The sequence below is a fragment of the Desulfovibrio sp. Huiquan2017 genome (genome assembly GCF_017351175.1).
GTDB lineage: Bacteria > Desulfobacterota > Desulfovibrionia > Desulfovibrionales > Desulfovibrionaceae > Pseudodesulfovibrio.
This window is the reverse complement of the sequence record NZ_JAFMPN010000006.1, coordinates 121,135-143,844: the sequence shown is the minus strand read 5'-3', so window position 1 is coordinate 143,844 and position 22,710 is coordinate 121,135. Positions and strand designations below refer to the sequence as shown.

The following is a 22,710-nucleotide window of genomic DNA, read 5'->3' as shown; positions in this document are numbered from 1 at the left end:
GCACGCAAGGATTAAAGTGCCGCGCAGGCCGCGAGGCGTCCGTCCTCAGAGGGAGTATTGATACTTCACCGTGATGACGATGGTCCAGGATTGGCCCTTGAGGAGGGCCGGGCGTTCGACCGCGCCGCTGGCGGATTCGATGGCCCGCCGGGCCGCGGCGTCGAGCTTGGGATTTCCCGAGGAGTGGAGCAGGACGATCTCCGAAAAGGTATCGTCGGGACGGATGTGGAATCGGTAGCGGGCGTTGCCGATCAGATCGGCGAGGTCGCTGCCCGGCGGCCGTCTGCGCTGTTCCACGGCGCCGTGAACCTGGGCCAGGAAGCGCTTCAGGGCCTGCCGCCGAAGCCGCCTGAGCGTGTCCTCGTGGTCGGTTTTTTCCGTATCGGGGGAAAATCCCTGTTCCAGGGCCAGCCCGGTCCCGCTCGAAGCGCCCACCGAGAGGTCGAAGTCGGCCGGGATGACGATGCTTTCCCCGGCCGGCTCGGGGGTGTGCGCCCAGTGCCGTTCCAGCGCGAACCAGTGCAGGCACAGAGAGATGACCACGCAGGCCCATATGGTCCGGGCGGAAGTCATCGGTCCGCCTCGCCATCCTGGTTGGGGCGGGTGTTGGTTGCTATGATCAGGTTGTTGAACCCGGCCTTGCGTACCAGGTCCACGATCCGGACAAACCGTTCCACCCGGGCCCCGGGCGCGGATTTCAACAGGATGTGATCCGGTTGCAGGGGAAGCGGGCGGTCGATGGTATTGCGCAACAGGTGGGTCAGGTCGTGCAGGGTGACCGGCGCGGCGTCGCAGAGGATGGAGCCGTCCTCCTTGAGCTCGATCTCCATGGATTTGCCGGTCACGGCCCGGGCCGTCTCGGCCTGGGGCAGCTCGATGTCCACGCCCTTGGCCGTGAAGACAGCCGAAACAACGAAGAAGATCAGCAGGATGAAGACGACGTCCAGGAGCGGGGTGATGTCCGGGGCGGCCGGTCTGGGCGCGTGCCGCTTGAAGTCGATCATGACGCCGTATCCCGGATGGCCGCCAGCCGCGCCGTGTGCTGCATGGCATGGGCGATCTTGTCGTATTCGCGGCAGAACCAGCGGTGTGCCAGCACGGCCGGGATGGCGATGCACAACCCGGCGGCCGTGGTCAGCAGGGCCTGCCAGATGCCTCCGGCCAGCACGGTGATGTCCACGTCGCCCGAGGAGGAAAGCCGGGAAAAGGCGTTGATCATGCCGAGCACCGTGCCCAGCAGCCCCATGAGCGGGGCCGTGGCCGCGGCGGTGGACAGGAAGTCGAGCCGGGCATTGAACCGGAAGAGGATATCGTCCCCGGCGGATTGGATGGCCGCTTCCCGGCCGTTGCCGCTTTCCGAGAAGCAGGCTTGGAAAAAGGCGCCGAAGGCCGGGGCCGTTTCCGCGCCCTTGAGAGCGGCCGCGTCGCGGCCCTGGGTGCGGAACGTCTCCAGCAGCCCGTCCAGCGTGGACGGGGAGGGAAACCGGCTGGTGGTGAAGACCACGAACCGTTCCAGGATGACGGCCAGGGCCGCCACGGACAGGACCAGCAGCGGCCACATCATGACGCCGCCTTGTTGCAGGATATTCATGCGCTTGCTCCTTCCAGCTCCTCAAGCCGGGTAAGATTCATCTCTTTTCCGATGGCCACCAGAAACCCCTCCTCGGTGAAGTCGTCGCCCAGCGGGGAGAGTTCATGGCGGCCGCAGACGTACTGGACCACTTCGGGAAGAGGGGAGTCCGCAAGGCGGACGATGCCCTTGAGCCGGAACACCGAGTCGGGCAGTCCGTCCAGCGCGTCCAGCAGCCGTGCGCGGTCGAGGGCGAACGGGAATGCGAACCGTCTCGACGAGAATCCCTCATGGTCGTGGGTATGGTGCTTCTTGCCCGGCATGCACGGGAGGGCGATCCGCTGCTCGAACGGGTCCGTGTCGTACAGGTAGCCCGGATTGACGGCCCCGAAGACCGTTTCCACGATGACGGCCCGTCGGTTCAGTTCGCCCAGGGTCGCACGCAGGCGTTCCAGGGCGGCTTTGTCCGCCAGGTCGCATTTGTTGAGCAAAATGGTGTCCGCCGCCGCGACCTGATCGCGGGCGATCTCATGTTCGGCCAGCAGGCTCGGCGCGTTGGCCGCGTCCACCAGGGTGGTGATCGAGTCCAGGCGGACCAGGGGACGCAGGGTCTCCAGTTCGTGCAGGATGTTGAACGGGTTGGCCAGGCCGGTGGATTCCAGCACGATGATCTTGGGGGAGAACCGGGCCTTGAGCTGTTCGATCCCCTTGGAAAGATTGCCCGCCAGGGTGCAGCACACGCATCCCTCGTCCAGTTCCACGATGGAATCGTCGCCTTCCAGCAACTTGCCGTCCACGCCGGTCTGGCCGATCTCGTTCTGGATGATGGCGACCAGTTCATCGCGGGCCGCGTGGTACTCCAGCAACTGGTTGAGAAACGTGGTTTTGCCCGAACCGAGGAATCCGCTGAGCACGATCAGGCCGGGGCGGCTGTCGAAGGCCGGGGCGAAGGCCTGGTCCTGGGAAAGCGCCTGGAGATCGTGGGTCTTCCAAAACAGCGCATCGTCCAGCGGGGCGGGCAGGTCGGTCCTGGATTCGGGGCCGGCGGTGACTTCGCAATTGGTCAGAAGGGGCGAGGCCAGGTTCGCCAGGGCCTTTGCCTCGCCCCAGCAAAACAGGTCGCCGATTCTTTCGATGCCGTCGTCCACGGATGTGCGGCCGCCGTCGTTGCCGTAGGCCATGCCGAGGGCCGGGGTCCGGCTGCACCCGACGCGGCGGGGCTGCTCCTCCAGGCTTTTCGTGATCGCGGCGGCCAGCACCAGGACGATATCCAAGGCGATCTCGTGGGCGGGATAGTCTTCCTCGGCCTCGCCGGGCCGGAGCACCCATTTGCCTTCCGGGGTGACCAGTCCGTCCCGCGCAATGCTCAGTTTCCTGTCGAGGGCGTCGCATCGAAGAACCAGCCCGTTTTCGTCCGGGGTCAGGGAGGCCGACAGCGTGCCCATGCGGAAGGGAACGGCCCATTCGCCCATGGCCGTGAAGCGGCGCACGATCTCCATGTAGCCAGGGCGGGCCGAGGCGAGGTGGGCGGCCAGGGACATGCTCTCCAGGAGCGGTTCCCCGGGCGCGGGGAAATAGTACACGCCGAGGCGGGCGTGACTGCCCCGGTCGTCTTCCCGATCGTCTTCGACTGCCAGGCCGAACACGCCCGGCCGGGCGCGGACCTTCATGGTCCAGGCCCGGGGCGACCGGGGGCAGATGGCCATGCCCTTCCAGCCCGTCAGCCGTTTGAACGCCGTGTATTGGCAGGCAGCCAGCAGGCAATTGGTCAGCATCTCGGGGAGGTCGATCTTTCGGTGGAGGCTGCGGCGCGGAGGCAGCACGGCGTTGAGTTGCATGACGGATCCTCGTTTGGGGCGGCCCGGCCCGCCGTTGCGGCGGGCCGGACCTGATGGGGTGGAGGTGGTGTGCGGTTGTTAACAGCCGAAGCTGATCTTGTCGCCGTTGCCCAGGTAGTCCTTGGATGCCGAACGGAACCGGGCGGTGCCGCGCACCACCGGATATCCGGCCTCGATGAACTTCTTGGCCGTCAGATGCCCGGTGCAGTGGTTGCAGCCGATGCGCTCGAAGCCCCATTCGCCCAGGGAGATGACCAGGTCGTCGTATTTGGGGTCCCAGTCCTCGAAGGGCGAGATGTGCAATCCGCCGTAGATTCCGTAGAACCGGTCGTTGTCATACTTCAGGTTGGCCTGGGCGAAGTCGGCGAACTTGAGGATGCCCTGATGGCAGCAGCCCGAGATGAGCAGCAGCCCCTTGTCCTTGATGTTGAAGGCCAGGGAGGTCTCGCCGAACACGCGGTTGATGATGGGCACGTCGAACTTGAGCAGGGCCATGCCCGGGATGATCTCGGTGATGGGCTTGTCCACGATGGTCATTTCGCCCTTGTATCCGCAATCCTTGATGTATTGCAGGCCTTCCTTGTAGAAGCCGTCGTGCACGTACAGGGGGATGCGGTTGTCGTACTTGACCGTGACCGGCAGGCCCCAGAAGTGGTCCCAGTGCTCGTGCGAGATGAACAGGGCCTCGATCTGCTGCTCTTCGAGCATCTTGTCGATGCCCTCGCGTTTGAAGCTGTCCTCCATCCACTCGTAGGACCAGCCGGTGTCCAGCAGGTACTTGTGGATAGTGCCGTCCAGATCCTCCACTTCGAGCAGGCAGGAGTAGCCGCCCGGATTGTCCGGGTGCAGGGCCAGCTTCTTCTGGATTTCCCAGGCCTTTTTCAGGTCGTTGGGCAGGAGTTCCTTGATGGAGCCGATGCCGTCGTCGTAGGAGCCCTTGGCCGAGCCCTTGCCGTTGGCGAACGGCGCCCAGTTCAGGGTGTACTGGTTGACCAGCAGGCCGCCCGCCTCGTGAATGTCGCCGATGAGATGCGCGTTGTTGAACCAGCTCGTCTCCGAGATGTTGGTCACGCGCACGCTGCGGCAGGCACCGAAGTCATGCATCTTTCTTTCCGCCGTGGGCAGGCGGTCGTATGCCGAGGAGGTGTAGGAGTAGACTCCCATGCTGGCGAACGCGCCGACGACCAGCCCGGTGGCCGCGCCCTTGACGAAATCGCGTCTGGTAATGCCTTTGTTGTCTTTGCTCATGATGTTCTCCGGGGCTTCGCCTAGTGGATGATGGTGAAATGCTCACCAATCCAGGGCAGGATGTTGATGATGGCTATGTACAGCAGCACGCCGGCGCACAGCCCGATGAACAGGCCCTTGGCCAGGCCCGGCGTCCAGGCGACGTCGTGTGCCACGACCTCTTCCTTGATTTCCGCCAGCTCCGCCGTGGTCTTGGGCACGGCGCGCCAGCCCGGCCAGCCGTCCATGAACCAGACGTTGATCAGGAAGATGTTGATCAGCCAGATCATGGGGATCATGGGGAACTGCTGCGGATGGGAGAAGCCCTTCTGGGTCCCCAGGAACAGGTGGGATGTCTTGTAGTAGACGATGTAGACGAAGGCGGCCATGAGCGCGGTCAGCAGGGTGCGGATGCAGACGTTGACCGGGCGGCTGAACTTGGTCGGCCAGTTGTTGCAGTAGAAGGCCAGGTACAGGGAGGGAACCAGCCAGAAGATGGCCATTTCACCGACGTGCAGCCAGCGCCAGTCCGGCGCCATGAGGCGGCGGGTGCCGCGGATGGTTTGACCCCAGACCAGGTCCTGGGCGTAGTACAGGAAGAAGCACAGGGCCACGGCGATGGCGATGATGCCGAAGAAGGAGGTGACCCGGCGCAGGGCGTCGTTCTTTATCAGGTTGAAGGGATAGCGCTCCCAGATGGTCTCGAAGAGCCAGACCACCACGGTGCAGCACATGATCCAGGCGATGTGGAAGTTGCCGGAGACCGTATTGGCGAACTGCTCCCAATAGGGCGGGCAAATGGCCGTGAACTTCTGCCAGGGGTAGAAGAGGATGGCCATGTGCGAATGCATGGTCAGGAAATAGACGATCATGCTCAGGAAGAAGGTGACCACCGCGATGGTGATGCCGCGCGCGGGCTGGTCCAGCTTCTGCCAGGGCGCGTTTTCACAGGCCACGACCCAGCTCGGGGAGAGCCAGGAGGCGATGGCGGCGAACATCATGATCGCCTCGGCGGCGTATTCGATGGAGTAGAAGTCGGTGATGCCCATGGCTTCGAGCCTGGACGGGTCAAAGTAGGCGATGCCGAAGTTGCCGAGGATCTCGACGAAGAAGCCCTTGATCAGCAGGATCATGGCGGCCACGCTGACCAGGGTGAGGATGGTGCCCTTGATCAGGGGGTGGGTCTTCTCCAGCCAGGACCGTTTGAACGGCCAGTAGTCGAAGATGTAGGCGACCCAGATGAAGAGGATGAGGAGCCAGCGGCAGACCATGTAGCCCACGTAGGGGGTATACATGCGCATCAGGCCGCGCGGATCCTGGAAAATCCACCATGTCGCGTAGAATATCGCGAGGATGAATATGGTATTCACCAGCGCCGGAATAGGCCCGCTCCAGCGTTTGACCAGCTTCCGACTCTCAAGGTAGCTGACGCTACTGTTGTCCATGTCGTACTCCTAACCGAGGTGCCGGACAGGGGGTGATCAATCCCCGGATCCAACCCTGCTTTTTACAGTGTGGTTGACGGTTCCGATTCCGAAATCAGCGTATCCAGTTGCCCGGGGGTGACGGTGGCCGGGTCGATCCCAAGGGCCATGGCGCGGAGGAAACGCTCGTTTTCCGTGAGGGGCGGCCTGGGCCGTTCCCCGGCGCGGGGGGCGTTCGCAACATCCTTCTGGTCATGGTTCCCGAAGGGGATGAACCGGCGGAAAAGTTCTCTTCGTTTCATGAGGGCTCCCGTGGTGTGGCCTTCGCCCATCTATTCTTCTGGCAGGACCAGTCTGGCGAAGACCTGCATGCACTGTTTGGCGAGATCCTCGACAGCGTCCGGCTGCCTGTTCTTCAAGGCGTTGAACAACTCCACGTGGAGGGCGAACAGGGTGTCCTTCTGGACCTCGGAAAGGCCGACGGCGGCGCTTTGCAGGTTCCGGGAGGCCAGGACCAGTTCCTTCATCAGCAGCAACAGGTAGTCGTTGCCCGCCACCTCGGCGAGGGTGAGGTAGAATGTGATGTAGCGATGGCTGATGGTGGGCAGGTCCGAATTGACGATGGCCCAACTGATGTTGACCGTGGCCTCCTCCAGTCTGGCCATGTCGCGGGCGGTGAGCCTGGCCGCCTGGGAGCGGGCCAGCCCCGGCGCAACCAGGGCCAGGGTCTCCACGAATTGCCGGAACGCCGCCGGGTTCTTGCGGGTGCGGAGCATTTCCCAGTTGATGCGGCCTTCCTTGCTTTTGAGATAACAGCCGCTCTTTTCCCGGATTTCCAGGTAGCCCATGGACTCCAGGTTGCAGAGCGCCTCGCGCACGGTGTTGCGGGAGGTGTTGAACATCGTGGCCAGCCTGCGTTCGCCGGGCAGCTTGTCGCCGATGGAGAAGGAATTGCTCCGGAGCATGGCCACCACCTTGCGGCAGAGAAGCGGTCGTTGTGCTGTTGTCGTCATATCTGGCCCAACCAGTTTTTCGTTTTATGTCTGATGCTTATTTATTCATTTCTCTTTTAGGTCGCGTCTTGGAAAGGAGGCAAGCTAAATTGCAAATAAATGCACAAAACTGGCCCAACCAGTTGTCGCCGATTTTGTTAAAATATGGCATAAGATTGTTTTATTATCTTGATATAATTGATTTATATGGTCGACGCAGTTTGCTGGTCGCTGGGCGGCAAAAAAAGACGCCCCGGCGCGGGACCGGGGCGGGGAAGTGGGATTCGACGTTAGGCTGGTTGGACCAGAATTACCGTTTTTTCTTCAGGCAGCGGTCCAGATTGACCAGGAATTCTCCATGCAGGGGCAGGAGGGGGGCTTCGGCGTCCGGATCGTAGCTGTCCGGCTCCGTGGAGCAGAATATCAGCACGTAGGTCAGGATGTCGTCCTCGTAAAAAGGCTGCGCGTAGTAGGAGCGGATGCCGCGCGGGATGAACAGGGCCCAGTCGATGGCCTTGATGCTTTTGGACGTTTCCGCCACCACGTGGTTGGGTTGCTTGAAGCGTACAATGCTTTCGGCAATGGACCCTTCGTAGGGGTGGGCGAAATCCTCCGGGTCCTTTTCAAAGGGCGCGCCCACGCCGGTCACCGCCACGAAATTCTCGTTTATGAAGATGCGCGAGAGCAGCAGGGCGCTGGTCGGCGCTCCCTTGGGCAGCGCCCGGAGCATGGCCTTGAGCAGGGTCCTGACCGAGGCGCAGCGTCTCAAGGACGCATTGGAGAATTTGGCCGATACGGCCTCGTTCCCCCGCACGGGCAACCCCTTGCAGGCGGTACAGTTGTTGTGGTGGGACAGGGTCATCCAAAGGAGATTGTCTTCCTGCCGGGAGATGGCCTGGATGCGGGCGGTGCAGAGGTGGCTCTTGCCGTGCGCGTCGGTGATCAGCAGGTCGCCGTTCCAATGGTCGGAAAAGATGAGGCTCTCGTATATCTGGTACAGGTCGGTGTCGGGATTGTGGCGGAGCAGGTCCTGAAGAGTCATCTGCGCCAGGGTTTGGTCGTCATAGCCCAGGAACTGCCGGGCGGCCTGGTTGGCGAGATGGACGGTCCGGTCCACGAAGCGGACCAGCAACACGGGGTCGGCCATCATGTCGATCTTGGCCGACAGCCGCGGACTCCCCATGGCCTTGAGGATGGTTTCCGCGTGGTCGGAGATGTCCAGCAGAATCCCGATGGAGCATTGCGGATGCACCGGGTCGGGCATGCCCATCAACTTGAACCACTTCACGGGCCCCGTCTCGGAGCGCACCCGGAACGAGCAGGCCGTCCTCCTGCGGCTTCGGATCAACTGGTGGCAGTAGCGGAATTGCTCCCTGTCCTTGGGGACGATGACCTCCTGGGGGATTTGGGGATTCTGGAGCACGGCCCGGATCCTTTCCCCTTCGGGAGACGCGGCGTATTTATTCAGGAAGGTGATTTCGTTGTTGACCACATTGATGCGCCAGACGATGCCGGGCAGTTCTTCGAGGTAGTTGGCGAGGATCTTTTCCTCGGGCGGGTTGTTCGGTTTTGCTGTGGAATCCGGCATGAAGGTCCTTTGGCGTGATGCAGGTGGTTGGTCGGCAGACAAACTCTTAACGTGTTTTGAGAACAATTGGCAAACAGGTCGTGATCGATCCTGCCGGTACGTGCCCGACCGGTTGTCGATATCCCGCCGAACGTCACCCGCGCGGCCTTTTTCCCGCCATCCCTTCCCGCGCCCATGCCGGGCCGTTCAAGCCCGGGCTCCCCCTCGGGCGGTTCCGACAAACGGCGTGCAGCGTCTATCAGCGGATAAACATGTAAAACACTATTTTGATCCGGCGCAGTGTGTGGTATCGGACGAGAAAATCGGAGGTGACGAGACATGTACGCGCATTCGTTGGCGGATGCCGGTCCGGAATCGTGGCAGGGCTTGGAGGAACATCTTCAGAACGTGGCGGACAAGGCGTCATCGTTCGCTGCGGCGTTTGGGGCCGCCGATTGGGGACGAGCCGTGGGACAGCTTCACGATGTGGGGAAGAGCAATCCCAGGTTTCAGCAGCGGCTGTTAGGGGAGTTCAATGGCCACGCGGATCACAAGGGGGCCGGAGCCAAGCTGCTCGAAGCCCTGGGCTCGCCCTTCGGCCGTATGGCCGCCTATTGCGTGGCCGGGCACCATGGCGGCTTGCCGGACTTCTACGGTTCCGGGCCGCGCGCATCATTGCAAAAGATCATAAAACAAGCCTACGAACTGCCCGGCAACAGCCCGCTTGACGGCTTCACGGAACCGGGCTGGCCGTTCCCTCCGCAAAACGCCTTTCAGTGCGCCTTTCTGACCCGCATGCTTTTTTCCGCCCTGGTGGATGCGGACTTTCTCGACACCGAGGCTTTCGTCGATAAGGAAAAGAGCCGATGGCGCGAACCGGGCCCGCCGCTTGAGGCCCTGCGCGCGGCTTTGGACCGCAGGTTGGCCGCGTTCGGCACGACGGGACGCATCAACGGCCTGCGTGCGGAAATCCTGGCCCATTGCCGGGAGCGGGCGGCTCTCGCCCCCGGTCTGTTCACTCTGACCGTGCCCACTGGGGGCGGCAAGACCCTGACCTCCATGGCCTTCGCCCTGGACCACGCCCTTGCGCACGGTCTGCGCCGGGTGGTTTACGTCATTCCCTACACCTCGATCATCGAACAGAACGCCCGGGTCTTCCGCGATATTTTTCCGGATGGCGCGGTGATCGAGCATCACAGCAACTTCGACGCCGAGGCGGTCTTTGCCCGCGCGGATAACGCCCGCGAATCCGCCGAGGCCCGCCGTCATCGGCTTGCCTGCGAGAACTGGGACGCGCCCGTGGTGGTGACCACCAACGTGCAGTTCTTCGAATCTTTGTTCGCTGCCCGGACGTCGCGCTGCCGCAAGCTGCACAACCTGGCCGGGTCGGTCATCGTGCTGGACGAGGCGCAGATGCTGCCTGTGGAGTTCCTGGACCCGTGCCTGCGCGCGGTGGAGGAGCTGGCCGCGCACTATGGGTGCAGTGTGGTCCTGTGCACGGCCACCCAGCCCGCCCTGCGCCGGGAGGACTTCGCGCCGGGTCTGGCCGGGCTCGACGGCCGGGAGCTGGCCCCGGACCCTGACCGGCTGCATCGCGACTTCAAGCGCACGGTCCTGCGCGATCTCGGCGAACTGGCCCTGTCCGATGTGGCAGGGTTGATTCGGGAGCGGGAACAGGTCCTGAGCATCGTCAACACCCGCGCCCGGGCGTCCGAGCTGTTCGGGATGGTCCGGGATGAGCCGGGGGCGCGACATCTGAGCGCGTTGATGTGCCCGGCCCACCGGTCCGCGCGGCTGGCGGAGATTCGGCATGCGCTCAAGGCCGGGGAGCCGTGTCGGGTGGTCTCCACCCAGTTGGTCGAGGCCGGAGTGGACGTATCCTTTCCCGAAGTGATCCGTGAGATGGCGGGGCTCGATTCCATCACCCAGGCGGCGGGGCGGTGCAATCGCGAGGGCGAGCGCGGGGACACGGCCCCGGTGTCCGTGTTTTATCCTGCAGAGGGGCTGCCCAGGGCCTTCGCCGCCCAGGCGGAGCATGCGGCCTCGGTCCTGCGCGGGAAGTACGGCGACGATCCGTTTTCGCCCGAGGCCATCCGGCAATACTTCCGTCTGCACTACTGGCTACAACGGGACCGCCTGGACCGGAAGCGGATCATGGACGCCCTGAGCAACGATCAGGGGGAATGGTATTTCCGCCGGGCGGCGGACGACTTCCGGTTGATCGACAACCCCATGGTCCCGGTGATCATCCCGTGGGACGACCGGGCGCGGGAATTGGCCGGGGCGCTGCCCTACGCGGAGCATCCCGGCGGCATTCTGCGCAGGCTCCAGCAGTATACGGTTCAGGTCTATGAACGTCAGTTCCGCTCCCTGGACGAAATCGGGGCAGTGGAGGAAGCGGTGGAAGGCTGCAACGTGCTCTGCCGCATGGAGTTTTACGACGATTTGTTCGGCTTGACCGTGCCTGGGCAAGCCGATCCGGAGTATTTTTTGGCTTAGGCACTACAACACGGAGGTTTTGATTCGTGTCAGGAATAAAACTCAGAGTCTGGGGAGAGTACGCCTGCTTCACCCGGCCGGAGATGAAGGTGGAGCGCGTCAGTTACGACGTGATGACCCCTTCGGCGGCGCGGGGGATTTTGGAGGCGGTGTACTGGAAGCCGTCCATCCGCTGGGTGGTGGACCGCATCCACGTCATGAAACCCATCCGCTTCGACAACGTGCGCCGTAACGAGGTGTCGGCCAAGCTCCCGGTGGGCAGCGTCAAGACCGCCATGAAAGGCGGGGGCGAACCCCTGCGCTTGTTCATTGAGGACAACCGTCAGCAACGGGCCGCCCTGCTTCTGCGCGACGTGGAATACGTCATCGAGGCGCATTTCGAATACACGTCGCCCGAAGACCGCAACGACGGCAAGCATCTGGACATGTTCAACCGTCGCGCGGGCAAGGGCCAGTGCTTCCACCGGCCGTATCTTGGCTGCCGCGAGTTCGCGGCCTTCTTCGAGCCCGTGGAGGGCGATGTCCCGGCCTCGCCCCTGGCCCTTGAGGCGCCGCGCGACCTGGGCTGGATGCTCTACGACCTCGACTACCGCAACGACATGGCCCCGTTGTTCTTCCGTCCGGCCCTGGAACGCGGTGTGGTCGAGGTGGCCCGGGCGCTTGAGCGCGAGGGGGTGGCCTCATGATCCTGCAGGCCTTGAATGACTATTACGCGCGATTGCTCGCGGCCCCCAAAAAGGACGTGCCCGAGTTCGGATTTGGCCGCCAGGGGGTGCACTTCTGCCTTATCTTGGACCGGTCCGGCGCATTGGCGGGCCGTCCCATGGACCTGCGAGACGAGAAAGGGCGTCCGAGTCGCATCGAAGTGCCCGGGCCGGTGGGCCGGTCCGTGGGGATACGGTCCAACTTCGCCTGGGACAACACCGGGTACGTGCTTGGCGCGGACGACAAGGGCAAACCGGAGCGGACCGCCGAAACCCATGCGGCCTTCAAAGCGCTGGCCGCCGGGGTCCTGGACGGCGTGGACGACAAGGGGGCGCGGGCGTTGCTGGCCTTTCTGGACGACTGGGACCCGGCGCGGGCCTCGGAACTGCCCGGCTGGGAGAACATGGTCGGCCTGAACGTGGTTTTCATGCTCGATGGCGAGCCGGGCTTTCTGCACGACCGGTCCGCCTTCCGCAAGGCGTGGCTGGAGCGCCTTTCGGACAACGACGAGTTCGCAACGGGCCGTTGCCTGGTCACCGGCGAGATCGGTCCCATCCCGCCGACCCATGCCAAGATCAAGGGCGTGCCCGGCGCGCAGATGGCCGGCGCTTCCCTGATTTCCTTCAACTTTGATGCGGCCAAGTCCTACGGCAAGGAGCAGAATCTCAACTCCCCGGTCTCGGAGCAGGCGGCCTTCGCCTACACCACGGCGCTGAACCATCTGCTCGCCCCGGACAGTCCGCGCAAGGTCCAGGTGGGCGAGACCACCGTGGTCTTCTGGGCCGATGGGCCGGGCGAGGCGGAACCCCTCTTCGGCTTCGGCATGGGAGGGCGAAAGACCGAGGACGACGCATTGGCCGCACGGTTGGAACGATACCTCACGGACATGGCCAAGGGAAAATATCCCGACGAACTGGGCGAGGCGAGCACCCCGTTCTACGTGCTCGGCCTGTCGCCCAACGCGGCCCGGTTGTCCGTGCGCTTCTGGCACGTGGGCACCGTGGGGGAGATGGCGGAGAATCTGGGACGCCATTTCCGGGCCCTGGCCTTGCAACGGCGGTTCGACAGCGATCCCGAGCACCCGAGCCCATGGCGGCTGCTTAAGGAGCTGGCCCCGCAGCGGGACGCGAAAAACATGTCGCCGCTGCTCTTCGGCCAGTTCGTCCGCTCCATCGTCCAGGGCCTGCCCTATCCCCAGACCCTGCTTTCTTCCGCCATAGGCCGCATCCGGGCCGACAAGGAAGTCAACTACCTGCGGGCGGCCGTGATCAAGGCTTTTCTCGTCCGCAACAGAAAACAGGAGATTCCCATGACTCTCGATACCACCAATACGGACATAGGCTACCGTCTCGGCAGGCTGTTCGCCATTGTCGAGCGTATTCAGGAGGAGGCGGTTCCCGGGGCCAACGCCACGGTGAGGGATCGCTTCTTCGCGTCCGCCGCCGCCACGCCGGCGCGGACCTTTCCCATCATCATGAAGAACGCCCAGCACGGGCTGGCGAAAATCCGCAAGGACAAGCCAGGCTGGGCGGTCACCCTCGACAAGGCCATTCAGGAGATCGTGGGCGGCATCGACGCCGCCACCGGCTTCCCGGCCTCCATGCCGTCGGAGAAGCAGGGCATGTTTATTCTCGGCTACTATCAACAGCGTCAGGATTTTTACACCAAAAAAGAAAAGAATACGGAGGACTAGACCATGGCCGCCATCAATAACCGCTACGAGTTCGTCTATCTGTTCGACGTGGAGAACGGCAACCCCAACGGCGACCCGGACGCGGGCAACACCCCGCGCATCGACCCCGAGACCGGCCACGGTCTGGTCACCGACGTCTGCCTCAAGCGCAAGATCCGCAACTATGTGGATGTCGTGAAGCAGGGGGGCGAGGGGTACAACATTTACGTGGCCGAAAAGGGGGTGCTCTCCCAAACCCGCGAGCCCGCCTACAAGACCGAGGAGGTCAAGGCGCTCAAGAAGAAGGATGAGCAGGTGGCCGCCGCACGCAAGTGGATGTGCGCCAACTTTTTCGACGTGCGCACCTTCGGCGCGGTCATGTCCACCAAGGAAAACAACTGCGGCCAGGTGCGCGGGCCGGTGCAGTTGACGTTTGCCAAGAGCATCGAGCCCATTGTTCCGGCCGAGGTGTCCATCACCCGCATGGCCGTGGAGACCGCCAAGGAGGCCGAGGCCCAGGAGGGTGACAACCGGACCATGGGCCGCAAGCACATTGTGCCTTACGGCTTGTACCGCGCCGAGGGATTCGTGTCCGCCAACCTGGCGCAAGGCGACAAGGGGACCGGCTTCTCGGACGACGATCTGGAATTGCTTTGGCAGGCCCTGGCCAACATGTTCGATCACGATCACTCGGCGGCCAGGGGCAAGATGAGCCCGCGCGGCCTGATCGTCTTCAAACACAAGGACGCCCTGGGCAACGCCCCGGCGCACAAGCTGTTCGAGGCCGTGACCGTGACCCGCAAGGATGCCGAGGGACCGGCCCGCGCCTTCACGGATTACGTGGTCGCCGTGGATAAGGCGGCCATTCCCGACATCGTCACCCTGGAGGTGAAGTTCTAGCCATGGACCGAACCCTGCCTCTTTCCGCGTTGCAGCATTATCTGTACTGCCCGAGGCAGTGCGCGCTCATTCACGTGGAAAAGGTCTGGGAGGAGAACCTGTACACCGCCGAGGGACGGCTTCTGCATCTGCGTGCGGACGCCGGGGCCCCCGGTCGGCGCGGGGGCGTGGTCCAGGATCGGGCCGTGCCCCTGCGCAGCGACCGGCTGGGGCTCTACGGCGTGGCCGATGTTGTGGAGCTGCGGCCCGGGCCGGACGGGCGCGAGACGCCGTATCCCGTGGAATACAAGCGCGGCAGCCCCAAGGTCGAGGATTGGGACCGGGAGCAGCTTTGCGCCCAGGCCCTGTGCCTGGAGGAGATGCTCGGCGTGGAGGTTCCGGAGGGGGCTATCTTCTACGGCAAGCCCCGGCGCAGGGAGCGGGTGGTTTTTGACGCCCCTTTGCGCGAGGCCGTGCAGCGACATTGCCGCGAACTGCACGTCATGATCGAGCGGGCCGCGACGCCCGACGCCTCGCCCGGCAAGCGGTGCCGCGGTTGCTCGCTTGCGGGCGCGTGCATGCCCGGCGCATCCCGGCGCGTGGAGGCCTATCTGCAAAGGGGGTTGGACCCGTGAAGAAACTTCTGAACACGCTCTACATCACCTCCCAGGGCAGCTATCTGTCCAAGGACGGCGAATGCGTGGTGGTTCGCACCGAAGACGGGGCGAAGCGACGCTTTCCGGTCCATGTGCTGGACGGCATCGTCTGCTTCGGCAACGTGTTGTGCAGCCCGTTTTTGCTGGGCCATTGCGGGGACAAAGGGCTGGCCGTCTCGTTTTTGACCGAGCGGGGGCGGTATCTGGCCGGGGTGCGCGGCCCGCAAAGCGGCAATGTTCTGCTTCGGCGGGCCCAGTACCGGCTGGCGGACGACGAGGACGGTTCGTCGCGCCTGGCCCGGTCGATCATCATCGGCAAGGCGGCCAATTCGCGGGCCGTGCTCCGTCGTTGCCTGCGCGACCACGGGGAGCGCGTGGACCGGCTCGCCATGGACCGGGCCCTGGCCGTGCTCGACGACTGCGCCGGGCGCCTCCGGCGTCCGGTCCCGCTGGATGAGGCGCGCGGCATGGAAGGGCAGGCGGCCAACGCCTATTTCTCGGTTTTCGGGAACATGATTCTCGCCGAGGACCAGAGCTTTTGCTTTGCGGGCAGGAACCGGCGGCCGCCCCTGGATGCGGTCAACTGCCTGCTTTCCTTTGTCTACACGTTGCTGGCCCATGACGTGCGCTCCGCTTTGGAAGCGGTGGGGCTCGACCCGCAGGTCGGGTTCCTGCACCGCGACCGGCCCGGCCGCCCCGGCCTCGCCCTGGATGTCATGGAGGAGTTCCGGCCGTTTTTGGCCGACCGCTTGGTGCTGTCCCTGATCAATCGCGGGGAGGTGCGCGCTCGCGGCTTCGTGCGCAAGGAAAGCGGCGCGGTCTTTATGGATGACGACACGCGTAAAACGGTCCTCACGGCCTGGCAGAAGCGCAAGCAGGATGAAGCCTTGCACCCGTTTTTGAAGGAGCGCCTTCCGCTCGGCTTGGCCTTCCATGTGCAGGCGCGGCTCATGGCGCGGGCCGTGCGCGGCGACCTGGACGGCTATCCACCCTTTTTCTGGAAGTGAGCATGTTGGTACTGGTCAGTTACGATGTCGGTTTCGCGGAACCGGACGGCAAGCGGCGGCTGCGCCGGATTGCCAAGATCTGCGAGAATTTCGGGCAGCGAGTGCAGTACTCGGTGTTCGAGTGCGTGGTCGAGCCCGCTCAATGGGTTCAACTGCGTCACCGGTTGCTGGAGGCGTATGATGAGGAGCGGGATAGCCTGCGTTTTTATTTTCTGGGCAAGAATTGGCAGCGGCGGGTGGAACAACACGGTTCCGGCGCCGCCTACGACCCGGAAACGGACGTTCTGATTCTCTAGCGCGAACCCCTAGCGGTTGCGGAATCCCCGGGAGGTTCGCGCGGTTGCCAATAACCCGTTATCCCGGTTAATTGGGAACCATGTTCCCCTTTGGGCGCATGTCGGGCCGCCCCCATTGCTCCCGGTTCGCGGAATTCCCCTCGGCAACCCGCACCGGAAGGACGTTTGGCCCCCCACAGTCGCCCCCCACCCGGGGGCGTGGATTGAAACCTTGGCGAAGGATTTTCCTTCGGCCAGGAATTGGCGTCGCCCCCCACCCGGGGGCGTGGATTGAAACTTGTTCACAGGTCCCTCCTATTTTTTGAAAATCCAGGTCGCCCCCCACCCGGGGGCGTGGATTGAAACCCCGAGCGGCTGATCAAGGAGAACAAGGGCCGGGGGTCGCCCCCCACCCGGGGGCGTGGATTGAAACCCCTGGGGAGTGCGGCCGCGAACCCGGAGCGGTAGTCGCCCCCCACCCGGGGGCGTGGATTGAAACGCGCACTCGACCTGCCCCTTGGCGCGGGGGTTGCGTCGCCCCCCACCCGGGGGCGTGGATTGAAACATACGCCTGGGGCGGCACTGTATATGCGTCGGGGGGTCGCCCCCCACCCGGGGGCGTGGATTGAAACAACGGCATCCCCTTTGGCCAATGCAGCAGCGCCGAAGTCGCCCCCCACCCGGGGGCGTGGATTGAAACATCGACACGATTAATCAGGAGGCCGCGTAGCCATGTCGCCCCCCACCCGGGGGCGTGGATTGAAACATTTTGTCGGCTATCCGTGCGCGTGCGTCATAAGTCGCCCCCCACCCGGGGGCGTGGATTGAAACTGGCGGTGGACCCGGAGTTGGCGGCGCTGCACTCGGTCGCCCCCCACCCGGGGGCGTGGATTGAAACTCGGCGGCCTTGTCGAGCATGGCCACGCCCAGGTGTCGCCCCCCACCCGGGGGCGTGGATTGAAACCTGTAAAGGTCAATGGCCTTCTGATCTCTGTCCTGTCGCCCCCCACCCGGGGGCGTGGATTGAAACCAGTGGTCCTCTGTGTAAGAGTCACGACCATAAGGTCGCCCCCCACCCGGGGGCGTGGATTGAAACCACGCCCCTGAGCCAGCGGTACACGGTGGCCATGGGTCGCCCCCCACCCGGGGGCGTGGATTGAAACCGCATCGCCCGGGCAAACAGGCAGGTCCACGTAGAGTCGCCCCCCACCCGGGGGCGTGGATTGAAACATCAGGGTCGAGTACGGCAGGTTGGTCAGCGCCGCGACGTCGCCCCCCACCCGGGGGCGTGGATTGAAACAATGAGAGTCCCCATCACTACAACGCCCATGAGTGTCGCCCCCCACCCGGGGGCGTGGATTGAAACACCTATAATGCGCAGGGCGCGACCGCTACGACCGGTCGCCCCCCACCCGGGGGCGTGGATTGAAACATGATGTTTTTCGCCATGTCGTCGGCTACGTCCTGTCGCCCCCCACCCGGGGGCGTGGATTGAAACAATCCATCGCTGGGCACCGGATGGGGTCGGCCGCGTCGCCCCCCACCCGGGGGCGTGGATTGAAACGTTCGCTGTCCCGATTGCGGCGGCTATCACGAGAGTCGCCCCCCACCCGGGGGCGTGGATTGAAACATGAAATGTTTGAGATGCTCCCGGCGCTTAGCGGTCGCCCCCCACCCGGGGGCGTGGATTGAAACGTTCGCTGTCCCGATTGCGGCGGCTATCACGCGAGTCGCCCCCCCCCCGGGGGCGTGGATTGAAACGTTCGCTGTCCCGATTGCGGCGGCTATCACGAGAGTCGCCCCCCACCCGGGGGCGGGGATTGAAACGCGGCGATGAGCGCGGCCAGTTCCGCGTCCGGCCGGTCGCCCCCCACCCGGGGGCGTGGATTGAAACCCCCTGGCGCACGTTTGCCGACATTGTGCAGTCTGTCGCCCCCCACCCGGGGGCGTGGATTGAAACAACTATTCGCTCCAAACCCGGGAGGACGCGCCCAAGTCGCCCCCCACCCGGGGGCGTGGATTGAAACTATAATCAGTACGCTGTCAACACGTTGCCATCGTAGTCGCCCCCCACCCGGGGGCGTGGATTGAAACTCGCGCATGAACTGCATCCAGCCCTTGTTCACGTCGTCGCCCCCCACCCGGGGGCGTGGATTGAAACCGCCTCGGGCAGCGCCTTGAGGGCGCGGTAGTCCTGTCGCCCCCCACCCGGGGGCGTGGATTGAAACCAGCCGCCGCCGTAGGACTCGGGCATCATGGACAGTCGCCCCCCACCCGGGGGCGTGGATTGAAACAAGGCCATCAAGGGCGCGGACAAGTGGATGGAGAGTCGCCCCCCACCCGGGGGCGTGGATTGAAACCAGCCGCCGCCGTAGGACTCGGGCATCATGGACAGTCGCCCCCCACCCGGGGGCGTGGATTGAAACAAGGCCATCAAGGGCGCGGACAAGTGGATGGAGAGTCGCCCCCCACCCGGGGGCGTGGATTGAAACCAGCCGCCGCCGTAGGACTCGGGCATCATGGACAGTCGCCCCCCACCCGGGGGCGTGGATTGAAACAAGGCCATCAAGGGCGCGGACAAGTGGATGGAGAGTCGCCCCCCACCCGGGGGCGTGGATTGAAACCAGCCGCCGCCGTAGGACTCGGGCATCATGGACAGTCGCCCCCCACCCGGGGGCGTGGATTGAAACAAGGCCATCAAGGGCGCGGACAAGTGGATGGAGAGTCGCCCCCCACCCGGGGGCGTGGATTGAAACCAGCCGCCGCCGTAGGACTCGGGCATCATGGACAGTCGCCCCCCACCCGGGGGCGTGGATTGAAACAAGGCCATCAAGGGCGCGGACAAGTGGATGGAGAGTCGCCCCCCACCCGGGGGCGTGGATTGAAACCAGCCGCCGCCGTAGGACTCGGGCATCATGGACAGTCGCCCCCCACCCGGGGGCGTGGATTGAAACAAGGCCATCAAGGGCGCGGACAAGTGGATGGAGAGTCGCCCCCCACCCGGGGGCGTGGATTGAAACCAGCCGCCGCCGTAGGACTCGGGCATCATGGACAGTCGCCCCCCACCCGGGGGCGTGGATTGAAACCCCCTCAACCGGAACCAGCTCAAGGATCGGGCATGTCGCCCCCCACCCGGGGGCGTGGATTGAAACCTTGAAGCCCGCGCAGTCGTAGGCATTGAGGACGGTCGCCCCCCACCCGGGGGCGTGGATTGAAACCGAGTCTCTTACCGGAACCCCCTCACCAAACAGAGTCGCCCCCCACCCGGGGGCGTGGATTGAAACTTCGGATTTGGCTGTGGAGCAATGGTACAAGACGCGTCGCCCCCCACCCGGGGGCGTGGATTGAAACCAATCGAGTTGGCCGCAGTTGCGGGTTACTCGATGTCGCCCCCCACCCGGGGGCGTGGATTGAAACTATCGGTGCGCGTAAAAGTTGGTCGGGTTCCAGCGGGTCGCCCCCCACCCGGGGGCGTGGATTGAAACATCAAATTGCCATTTGTCAATGCCGACGATTCCACGTCGCCCCCCACCCGGGGGCGTGGATTGAAACCAGCACTTCGGCGGTTGGTCGCCTTAAACGCCTCAGTCGCCCCCCACCCGGGGGCGTGGATTGAAACTATTGTGGGCAAGGATAACTCATTTTCACCAATAAGTCGCCCCCCACCCGGGGGCGTGGATTGAAACCTGGACAGCCGCCTGGATGGCCTTGACCCGTTCGTCGCCCCCCACCCGGGGGCGTGGATTGAAACCGACGCCCCCTCCCCCGTGGAGGGAAAGGAGTGCGTCGCCCCCCACCCGGGGGCGTGGATTGAAACTGGACGTAGATGGACAGGTTCGACAGGGCGGTGACGTCGCCCCCCACCCGGGGGCGTGGATTGAAACAGCCATGGGGTTTTCCGGAACATGACCCGCATACGTCGCCCCCCACCCGGGGGCGTGGATTGAAACAGGCGTAGCCTTGCGCTTTGTGGTGGTCGCTCTTGGTCGCCCCCCACCCGGGGGCGTGGATTGAAACGGGCGGGTGTGGATTGGTGGCCCTGCGAGAATGGTCGCCCCCCACCCGGGGGCGTGGATTGAAACCTCTGCCATAGGTATCCTCCTTTTTGTGTGATTGTCGCCCCCCACCCGGGGGCGTGGATTGAAACCGGACTTGTGTTCAACATCAGGCAGAGCGCGTCCGTCGCCCCCCACCCGGGGGCGTGGATTGAAACTTTTATGTGATGCAATACGTAGAATTGCCGAATGGTCGCCCCCCACCCGGGGGCGTGGATTGAAACTTCGGACGGCGCGTCCGGCCGCCGACCAGCGGCTTGTCGCCCCCCACCCGGGGGCGTGGATTGAAACCCCAGGACGTAGCCGAACACATGTCCAGGAACATGTCGCCCCCCACCCGGGGGCGTGGATTGAAACGGATACTTGCTTTTCCAAGCGCATGATCTTGATCGTCGCCCCCCACCCGGGGGCGTGGATTGAAACAAGCAGCTTCCACCACCTAGCGACACCTTCAAGGCCGGTCGCCCCCCACCCGGGGGCGTGGATTGAAACTGGTTCGTACGCCCGTGGTTGCCGTATGCCGTGACGTCGCCCCCCACCCGGGGGCGTGGATTGAAACTATGCAGATATTTCGTATAATCCCCACTTATCAACGTCGCCCCCCACCCGGGGGCGTGGATTGAAACCATTGATACCCCCCCTGGCTATTGCATGGCCGCGGTCGCCCCCCACCCGGGGGCGTGGATTGAAACTGCCAGTATGTTATCCAGGACTTGCATGGTGGGATGTCGCCCCCCACCCGGGGGCGTGGATTGAAACCGGCAATATTACCCAAACTAATGGGAGTTATACGGTCGCCCCCCACCCGGGGGCGTGGATTGAAACAAGTATGGCCCGAACACCGTTAAAATCCCGGTCAGTCGCCCCCCACCCGGGGGCGTGGATTGAAACCCCTCCCGGACAGGCGGCGTCCGGGCGGCCCCCAGGTCGCCCCCCACCCGGGGGCGTGGATTGAAACGGCGCATGTCGGACTGGGTGCGCGAGGTGGCCGTGTCGCCCCCCACCCGGGGGCGTGGATTGAAACTTTTTTAGCGGTATTGACGGTAGGCAAGGAGAAGTCGCCCCCCACCCGGGGGCGTGGATTGAAACGAGTGCTGCGAGGTTGGTAACGGCCTGCGGGTCGGTCGCCCCCCACCCGGGGGCGTGGATTGAAACTTGACCAGGGCCGCACCGACCAGGGCGTGCTTGAGTCGCCCCCCACCCGGGGGCGTGGATTGAAACTCCATGATCAGCACGCGCGGGCGCACCTCGGGTAGTCGCCCCCCACCCGGGGGCGTGGATTGAAACAATCCCGTCATGCAGGAAGCCGTGTCTTCGGCCCGTCGCCCCCCACCCGGGGGCGTGGATTGAAACGTATTATGTCACAGACACCCCGTCAAGGCCGGATGTCGCCCCCCACCCGGGGGCGTGGATTGAAACCGTTAGAAACGCCCGCACCTCGGCATGGTGCAGCGGTCGCCCCCCACCCGGGGGCGTGGATTGAAACACGGCCGCGTCGGGGTTTCTCCCGGTGGCAATCCGTCGCCCCCCACCCGGGGGCGTGGATTGAAACCGGATCGTGTCCAGACGTACACGGCTCTGGCCGTGTCGCCCCCCACCCGGGGGCGTGGATTGAAACGGACATTGCGCAAGGTCATGGGCAGCTATTTCCAAGTCGCCCCCCACCCGGGGGCGTGGATTGAAACCTCCCAAGCCTCGTTCCGCTCCTGCATCCGGGCCAGTCGCCCCCCACCCGGGGGCGTGGATTGAAACCCGGAATCGGTGGAGTGGCCCATCGCCCCGGAATGTCGCCCCCCACCCGGGGGCGTGGATTGAAACCCGACTCGGGCATTTTCACGGACACCTCCACCACCAAGTCGCCCCCCACCCGGGGGCGTGGATTGAAACAGGAGGTCGCCGAGCTTCTGCATCTGTCCGCCGCCGTCGCCCCCCACCCGGGGGCGTGGATTGAAACTGATCCAGCTTGGCGAAGTCCCGATCGGTGCGAGGGTCGCCCCCCACCCGGGGGCGTGGATTGAAACCCTCGGGATCAAGGGCGGCGAGGCAGTCTTCCAGGTCGCCCCCCACCCGGGGGCGTGGATTGAAACCCCTCGTCCTGTTTGTCAACGGTCCAAAAGACTAGCGTCGCCCCCCACCCGGGGGCGTGGATTGAAACGCGGCGATGAGCGCGGCCCGTTCCGCGTCCGGCCGCGTCGCCCCCCACCCGGGGGCGTGGATTGAAACCCCTCGTCCTGTTTGTCAACGGTCCAACAGACTAGCGTCGCCCCCCACCCGGGGGCGTGGTTTGAAACGCGGCGATGAGCGCGGCCAGTTCCGCGTCCGGCCGCGTCGCCCCCCACCCGGG

General features: G+C 64.4%; 16 protein-coding genes and 1 CRISPR repeat array (1 of these 17 only partly in view). Of the genes, 7 read left to right on the top strand and 9 right to left on the bottom strand.

Annotation, left to right across the window (positions count from 1 at the left end; all coding sequences use genetic code 11):
* Window positions 1-45 precede the first annotated feature (45 nt).
* The 9 genes from J0909_RS06535 to J0909_RS06495 form a co-directional block, all read right to left on the bottom strand.
* The gene (locus tag J0909_RS06535; RefSeq protein WP_207261462.1) at window positions 46-573 is read right to left on the bottom strand and encodes an energy transducer TonB family protein; all 528 of its coding nucleotides are present in this window, start codon (window positions 571-573) and stop codon (window positions 46-48) included.
* On the bottom strand, window positions 570-1,004 hold the full coding sequence (locus J0909_RS06530; RefSeq protein ID WP_207261461.1) for an ExbD/TolR family protein: 435 nt from the start codon (window positions 1,002-1,004) through the stop codon (window positions 570-572). Before J0909_RS06530 ends, J0909_RS06535 begins: the two co-directional genes overlap by 4 nt.
* Window positions 1,001-1,591 (bottom strand): MotA/TolQ/ExbB proton channel family protein, encoded by a 591-nt coding sequence (locus J0909_RS06525; protein ID WP_207261460.1) that lies wholly within the window; start codon window positions 1,589-1,591, stop codon window positions 1,001-1,003. The genes J0909_RS06530 and J0909_RS06525 overlap by 4 nt, the downstream gene beginning before the upstream one ends.
* Complete coding sequence (locus J0909_RS06520; protein WP_207261459.1) at window positions 1,588-3,408, bottom strand: CobW family GTP-binding protein; 1,821 nt, start codon at window positions 3,406-3,408, stop codon at window positions 1,588-1,590. The genes J0909_RS06525 and J0909_RS06520 overlap by 4 nt, the downstream gene beginning before the upstream one ends.
* Before the next feature lie 78 nt (window positions 3,409-3,486).
* Window positions 3,487-4,656 (bottom strand): MBL fold metallo-hydrolase, encoded by a 1,170-nt coding sequence (locus tag J0909_RS06515; protein ID WP_207261457.1) that lies wholly within the window; start codon window positions 4,654-4,656, stop codon window positions 3,487-3,489.
* Between the two features lie 20 nt (window positions 4,657-4,676).
* Window positions 4,677-6,080 (bottom strand): hypothetical protein, encoded by a 1,404-nt coding sequence (locus tag J0909_RS06510; protein ID WP_207261455.1) that lies wholly within the window; start codon window positions 6,078-6,080, stop codon window positions 4,677-4,679.
* A gap of 62 nt (window positions 6,081-6,142) precedes the next feature.
* On the bottom strand, window positions 6,143-6,361 hold the full coding sequence (locus tag J0909_RS06505; protein WP_207261453.1) for a hypothetical protein: 219 nt from the start codon (window positions 6,359-6,361) through the stop codon (window positions 6,143-6,145).
* A 30-nt stretch (window positions 6,362-6,391) separates the two neighbouring features.
* The gene (locus J0909_RS06500) at window positions 6,392-7,072 is read right to left on the bottom strand and encodes a FadR/GntR family transcriptional regulator (RefSeq protein WP_286181834.1); all 681 of its coding nucleotides are present in this window, start codon (window positions 7,070-7,072) and stop codon (window positions 6,392-6,394) included.
* Between the two features lie 289 nt (window positions 7,073-7,361).
* Entirely contained in the window at window positions 7,362-8,639 is a 1,278-nt protein-coding gene (locus J0909_RS06495; protein ID WP_207261451.1) for a PAS domain-containing protein, read from the bottom strand.
* A gap of 318 nt (window positions 8,640-8,957) precedes the next feature.
* On the opposite strand from J0909_RS06495, the gene cas3 reads away from it, so the two are divergent.
* The 7 genes from cas3 to cas2 are packed head-to-tail and all read left to right on the top strand — an operon-like array spanning window position 8,958 to window position 16,332.
* Window positions 8,958-11,117: a CRISPR-associated helicase Cas3' gene (gene cas3 / locus J0909_RS06490; RefSeq protein WP_207261449.1), complete on the top strand. Its 2,160-nt coding sequence runs from the start codon at window positions 8,958-8,960 to the stop codon at window positions 11,115-11,117.
* 26 nt (window positions 11,118-11,143) lie between these two features.
* On the top strand, window positions 11,144-11,803 hold the full coding sequence (gene cas5c, locus J0909_RS06485; RefSeq protein WP_207261448.1) for a type I-C CRISPR-associated protein Cas5c: 660 nt from the start codon (window positions 11,144-11,146) through the stop codon (window positions 11,801-11,803).
* Window positions 11,800-13,515: a type I-C CRISPR-associated protein Cas8c/Csd1 gene (gene cas8c, locus J0909_RS06480; protein WP_207261447.1), complete on the top strand. Its 1,716-nt coding sequence runs from the start codon at window positions 11,800-11,802 to the stop codon at window positions 13,513-13,515. The genes cas5c and cas8c overlap by 4 nt, the downstream gene beginning before the upstream one ends.
* 3 nt (window positions 13,516-13,518) lie before the next feature.
* Window positions 13,519-14,394: a type I-C CRISPR-associated protein Cas7/Csd2 gene (gene cas7c / locus J0909_RS06475; RefSeq protein WP_207261446.1), complete on the top strand. Its 876-nt coding sequence runs from the start codon at window positions 13,519-13,521 to the stop codon at window positions 14,392-14,394.
* 2 nt (window positions 14,395-14,396) lie between these two features.
* Window positions 14,397-15,008: a CRISPR-associated protein Cas4 gene (gene cas4 / locus J0909_RS06470; protein WP_207261445.1), complete on the top strand. Its 612-nt coding sequence runs from the start codon at window positions 14,397-14,399 to the stop codon at window positions 15,006-15,008.
* On the top strand, window positions 15,005-16,036 hold the full coding sequence (gene cas1c, locus J0909_RS06465) for a type I-C CRISPR-associated endonuclease Cas1c (RefSeq protein ID WP_207261444.1): 1,032 nt from the start codon (window positions 15,005-15,007) through the stop codon (window positions 16,034-16,036). Before cas4 ends, cas1c begins: the two co-directional genes overlap by 4 nt.
* Window positions 16,037-16,038: 2 nt before the next feature.
* Window positions 16,039-16,332 (top strand): CRISPR-associated endonuclease Cas2, encoded by a 294-nt coding sequence (gene cas2 / locus J0909_RS06460; protein WP_207261443.1) that lies wholly within the window; start codon window positions 16,039-16,041, stop codon window positions 16,330-16,332.
* Window positions 16,333-16,510: 178 nt separating this feature from the next.
* Window positions 16,511-22,710: a CRISPR direct-repeat array (repeat unit 32 nt; unit sequence GTCGCCCCCCACCCGGGGGCGTGGATTGAAAC); it runs 3,201 nt beyond the window's last position.

Excerpts from the sequence above, each read along its gene's own strand:
- J0909_RS06535 (WP_207261462.1), bottom strand. The coding sequence starts at position 573 with ATGACTTCCGCCCGGACCATATGGGCCTGCGTGGTCATCTCTCTGTGC.
- J0909_RS06530 (WP_207261461.1), bottom strand. The coding sequence starts at position 1,004 with ATGATCGACTTCAAGCGGCACGCGCCCAGACCGGCCGCCCCGGACATC.
- J0909_RS06525 (WP_207261460.1), bottom strand. The coding sequence starts at position 1,591 with ATGAATATCCTGCAACAAGGCGGCGTCATGATGTGGCCGCTGCTGGTC.
- J0909_RS06520 (WP_207261459.1), bottom strand. The coding sequence starts at position 3,408 with ATGCAACTCAACGCCGTGCTGCCTCCGCGCCGCAGCCTCCACCGAAAG.
- J0909_RS06515 (WP_207261457.1), bottom strand. The coding sequence starts at position 4,656 with ATGAGCAAAGACAACAAAGGCATTACCAGACGCGATTTCGTCAAGGGC.
- J0909_RS06510 (WP_207261455.1), bottom strand. The coding sequence starts at position 6,080 with ATGGACAACAGTAGCGTCAGCTACCTTGAGAGTCGGAAGCTGGTCAAA.
- J0909_RS06505 (WP_207261453.1), bottom strand. The coding sequence starts at position 6,361 with ATGAAACGAAGAGAACTTTTCCGCCGGTTCATCCCCTTCGGGAACCAT.
- J0909_RS06500 (WP_286181834.1), bottom strand. The coding sequence starts at position 7,072 with ATGACGACAACAGCACAACGACCGCTTCTCTGCCGCAAGGTGGTGGCC.
- J0909_RS06495 (WP_207261451.1), bottom strand. The coding sequence starts at position 8,639 with ATGCCGGATTCCACAGCAAAACCGAACAACCCGCCCGAGGAAAAGATC.
- cas3 (WP_207261449.1), top strand. The coding sequence starts at position 8,958 with ATGTACGCGCATTCGTTGGCGGATGCCGGTCCGGAATCGTGGCAGGGC.
- cas8c (WP_207261447.1), top strand. The coding sequence starts at position 11,800 with ATGATCCTGCAGGCCTTGAATGACTATTACGCGCGATTGCTCGCGGCC.
- cas7c (WP_207261446.1), top strand. The coding sequence starts at position 13,519 with ATGGCCGCCATCAATAACCGCTACGAGTTCGTCTATCTGTTCGACGTG.
- cas4 (WP_207261445.1), top strand. The coding sequence starts at position 14,397 with ATGGACCGAACCCTGCCTCTTTCCGCGTTGCAGCATTATCTGTACTGC.
- cas2 (WP_207261443.1), top strand. The coding sequence starts at position 16,039 with ATGTTGGTACTGGTCAGTTACGATGTCGGTTTCGCGGAACCGGACGGC.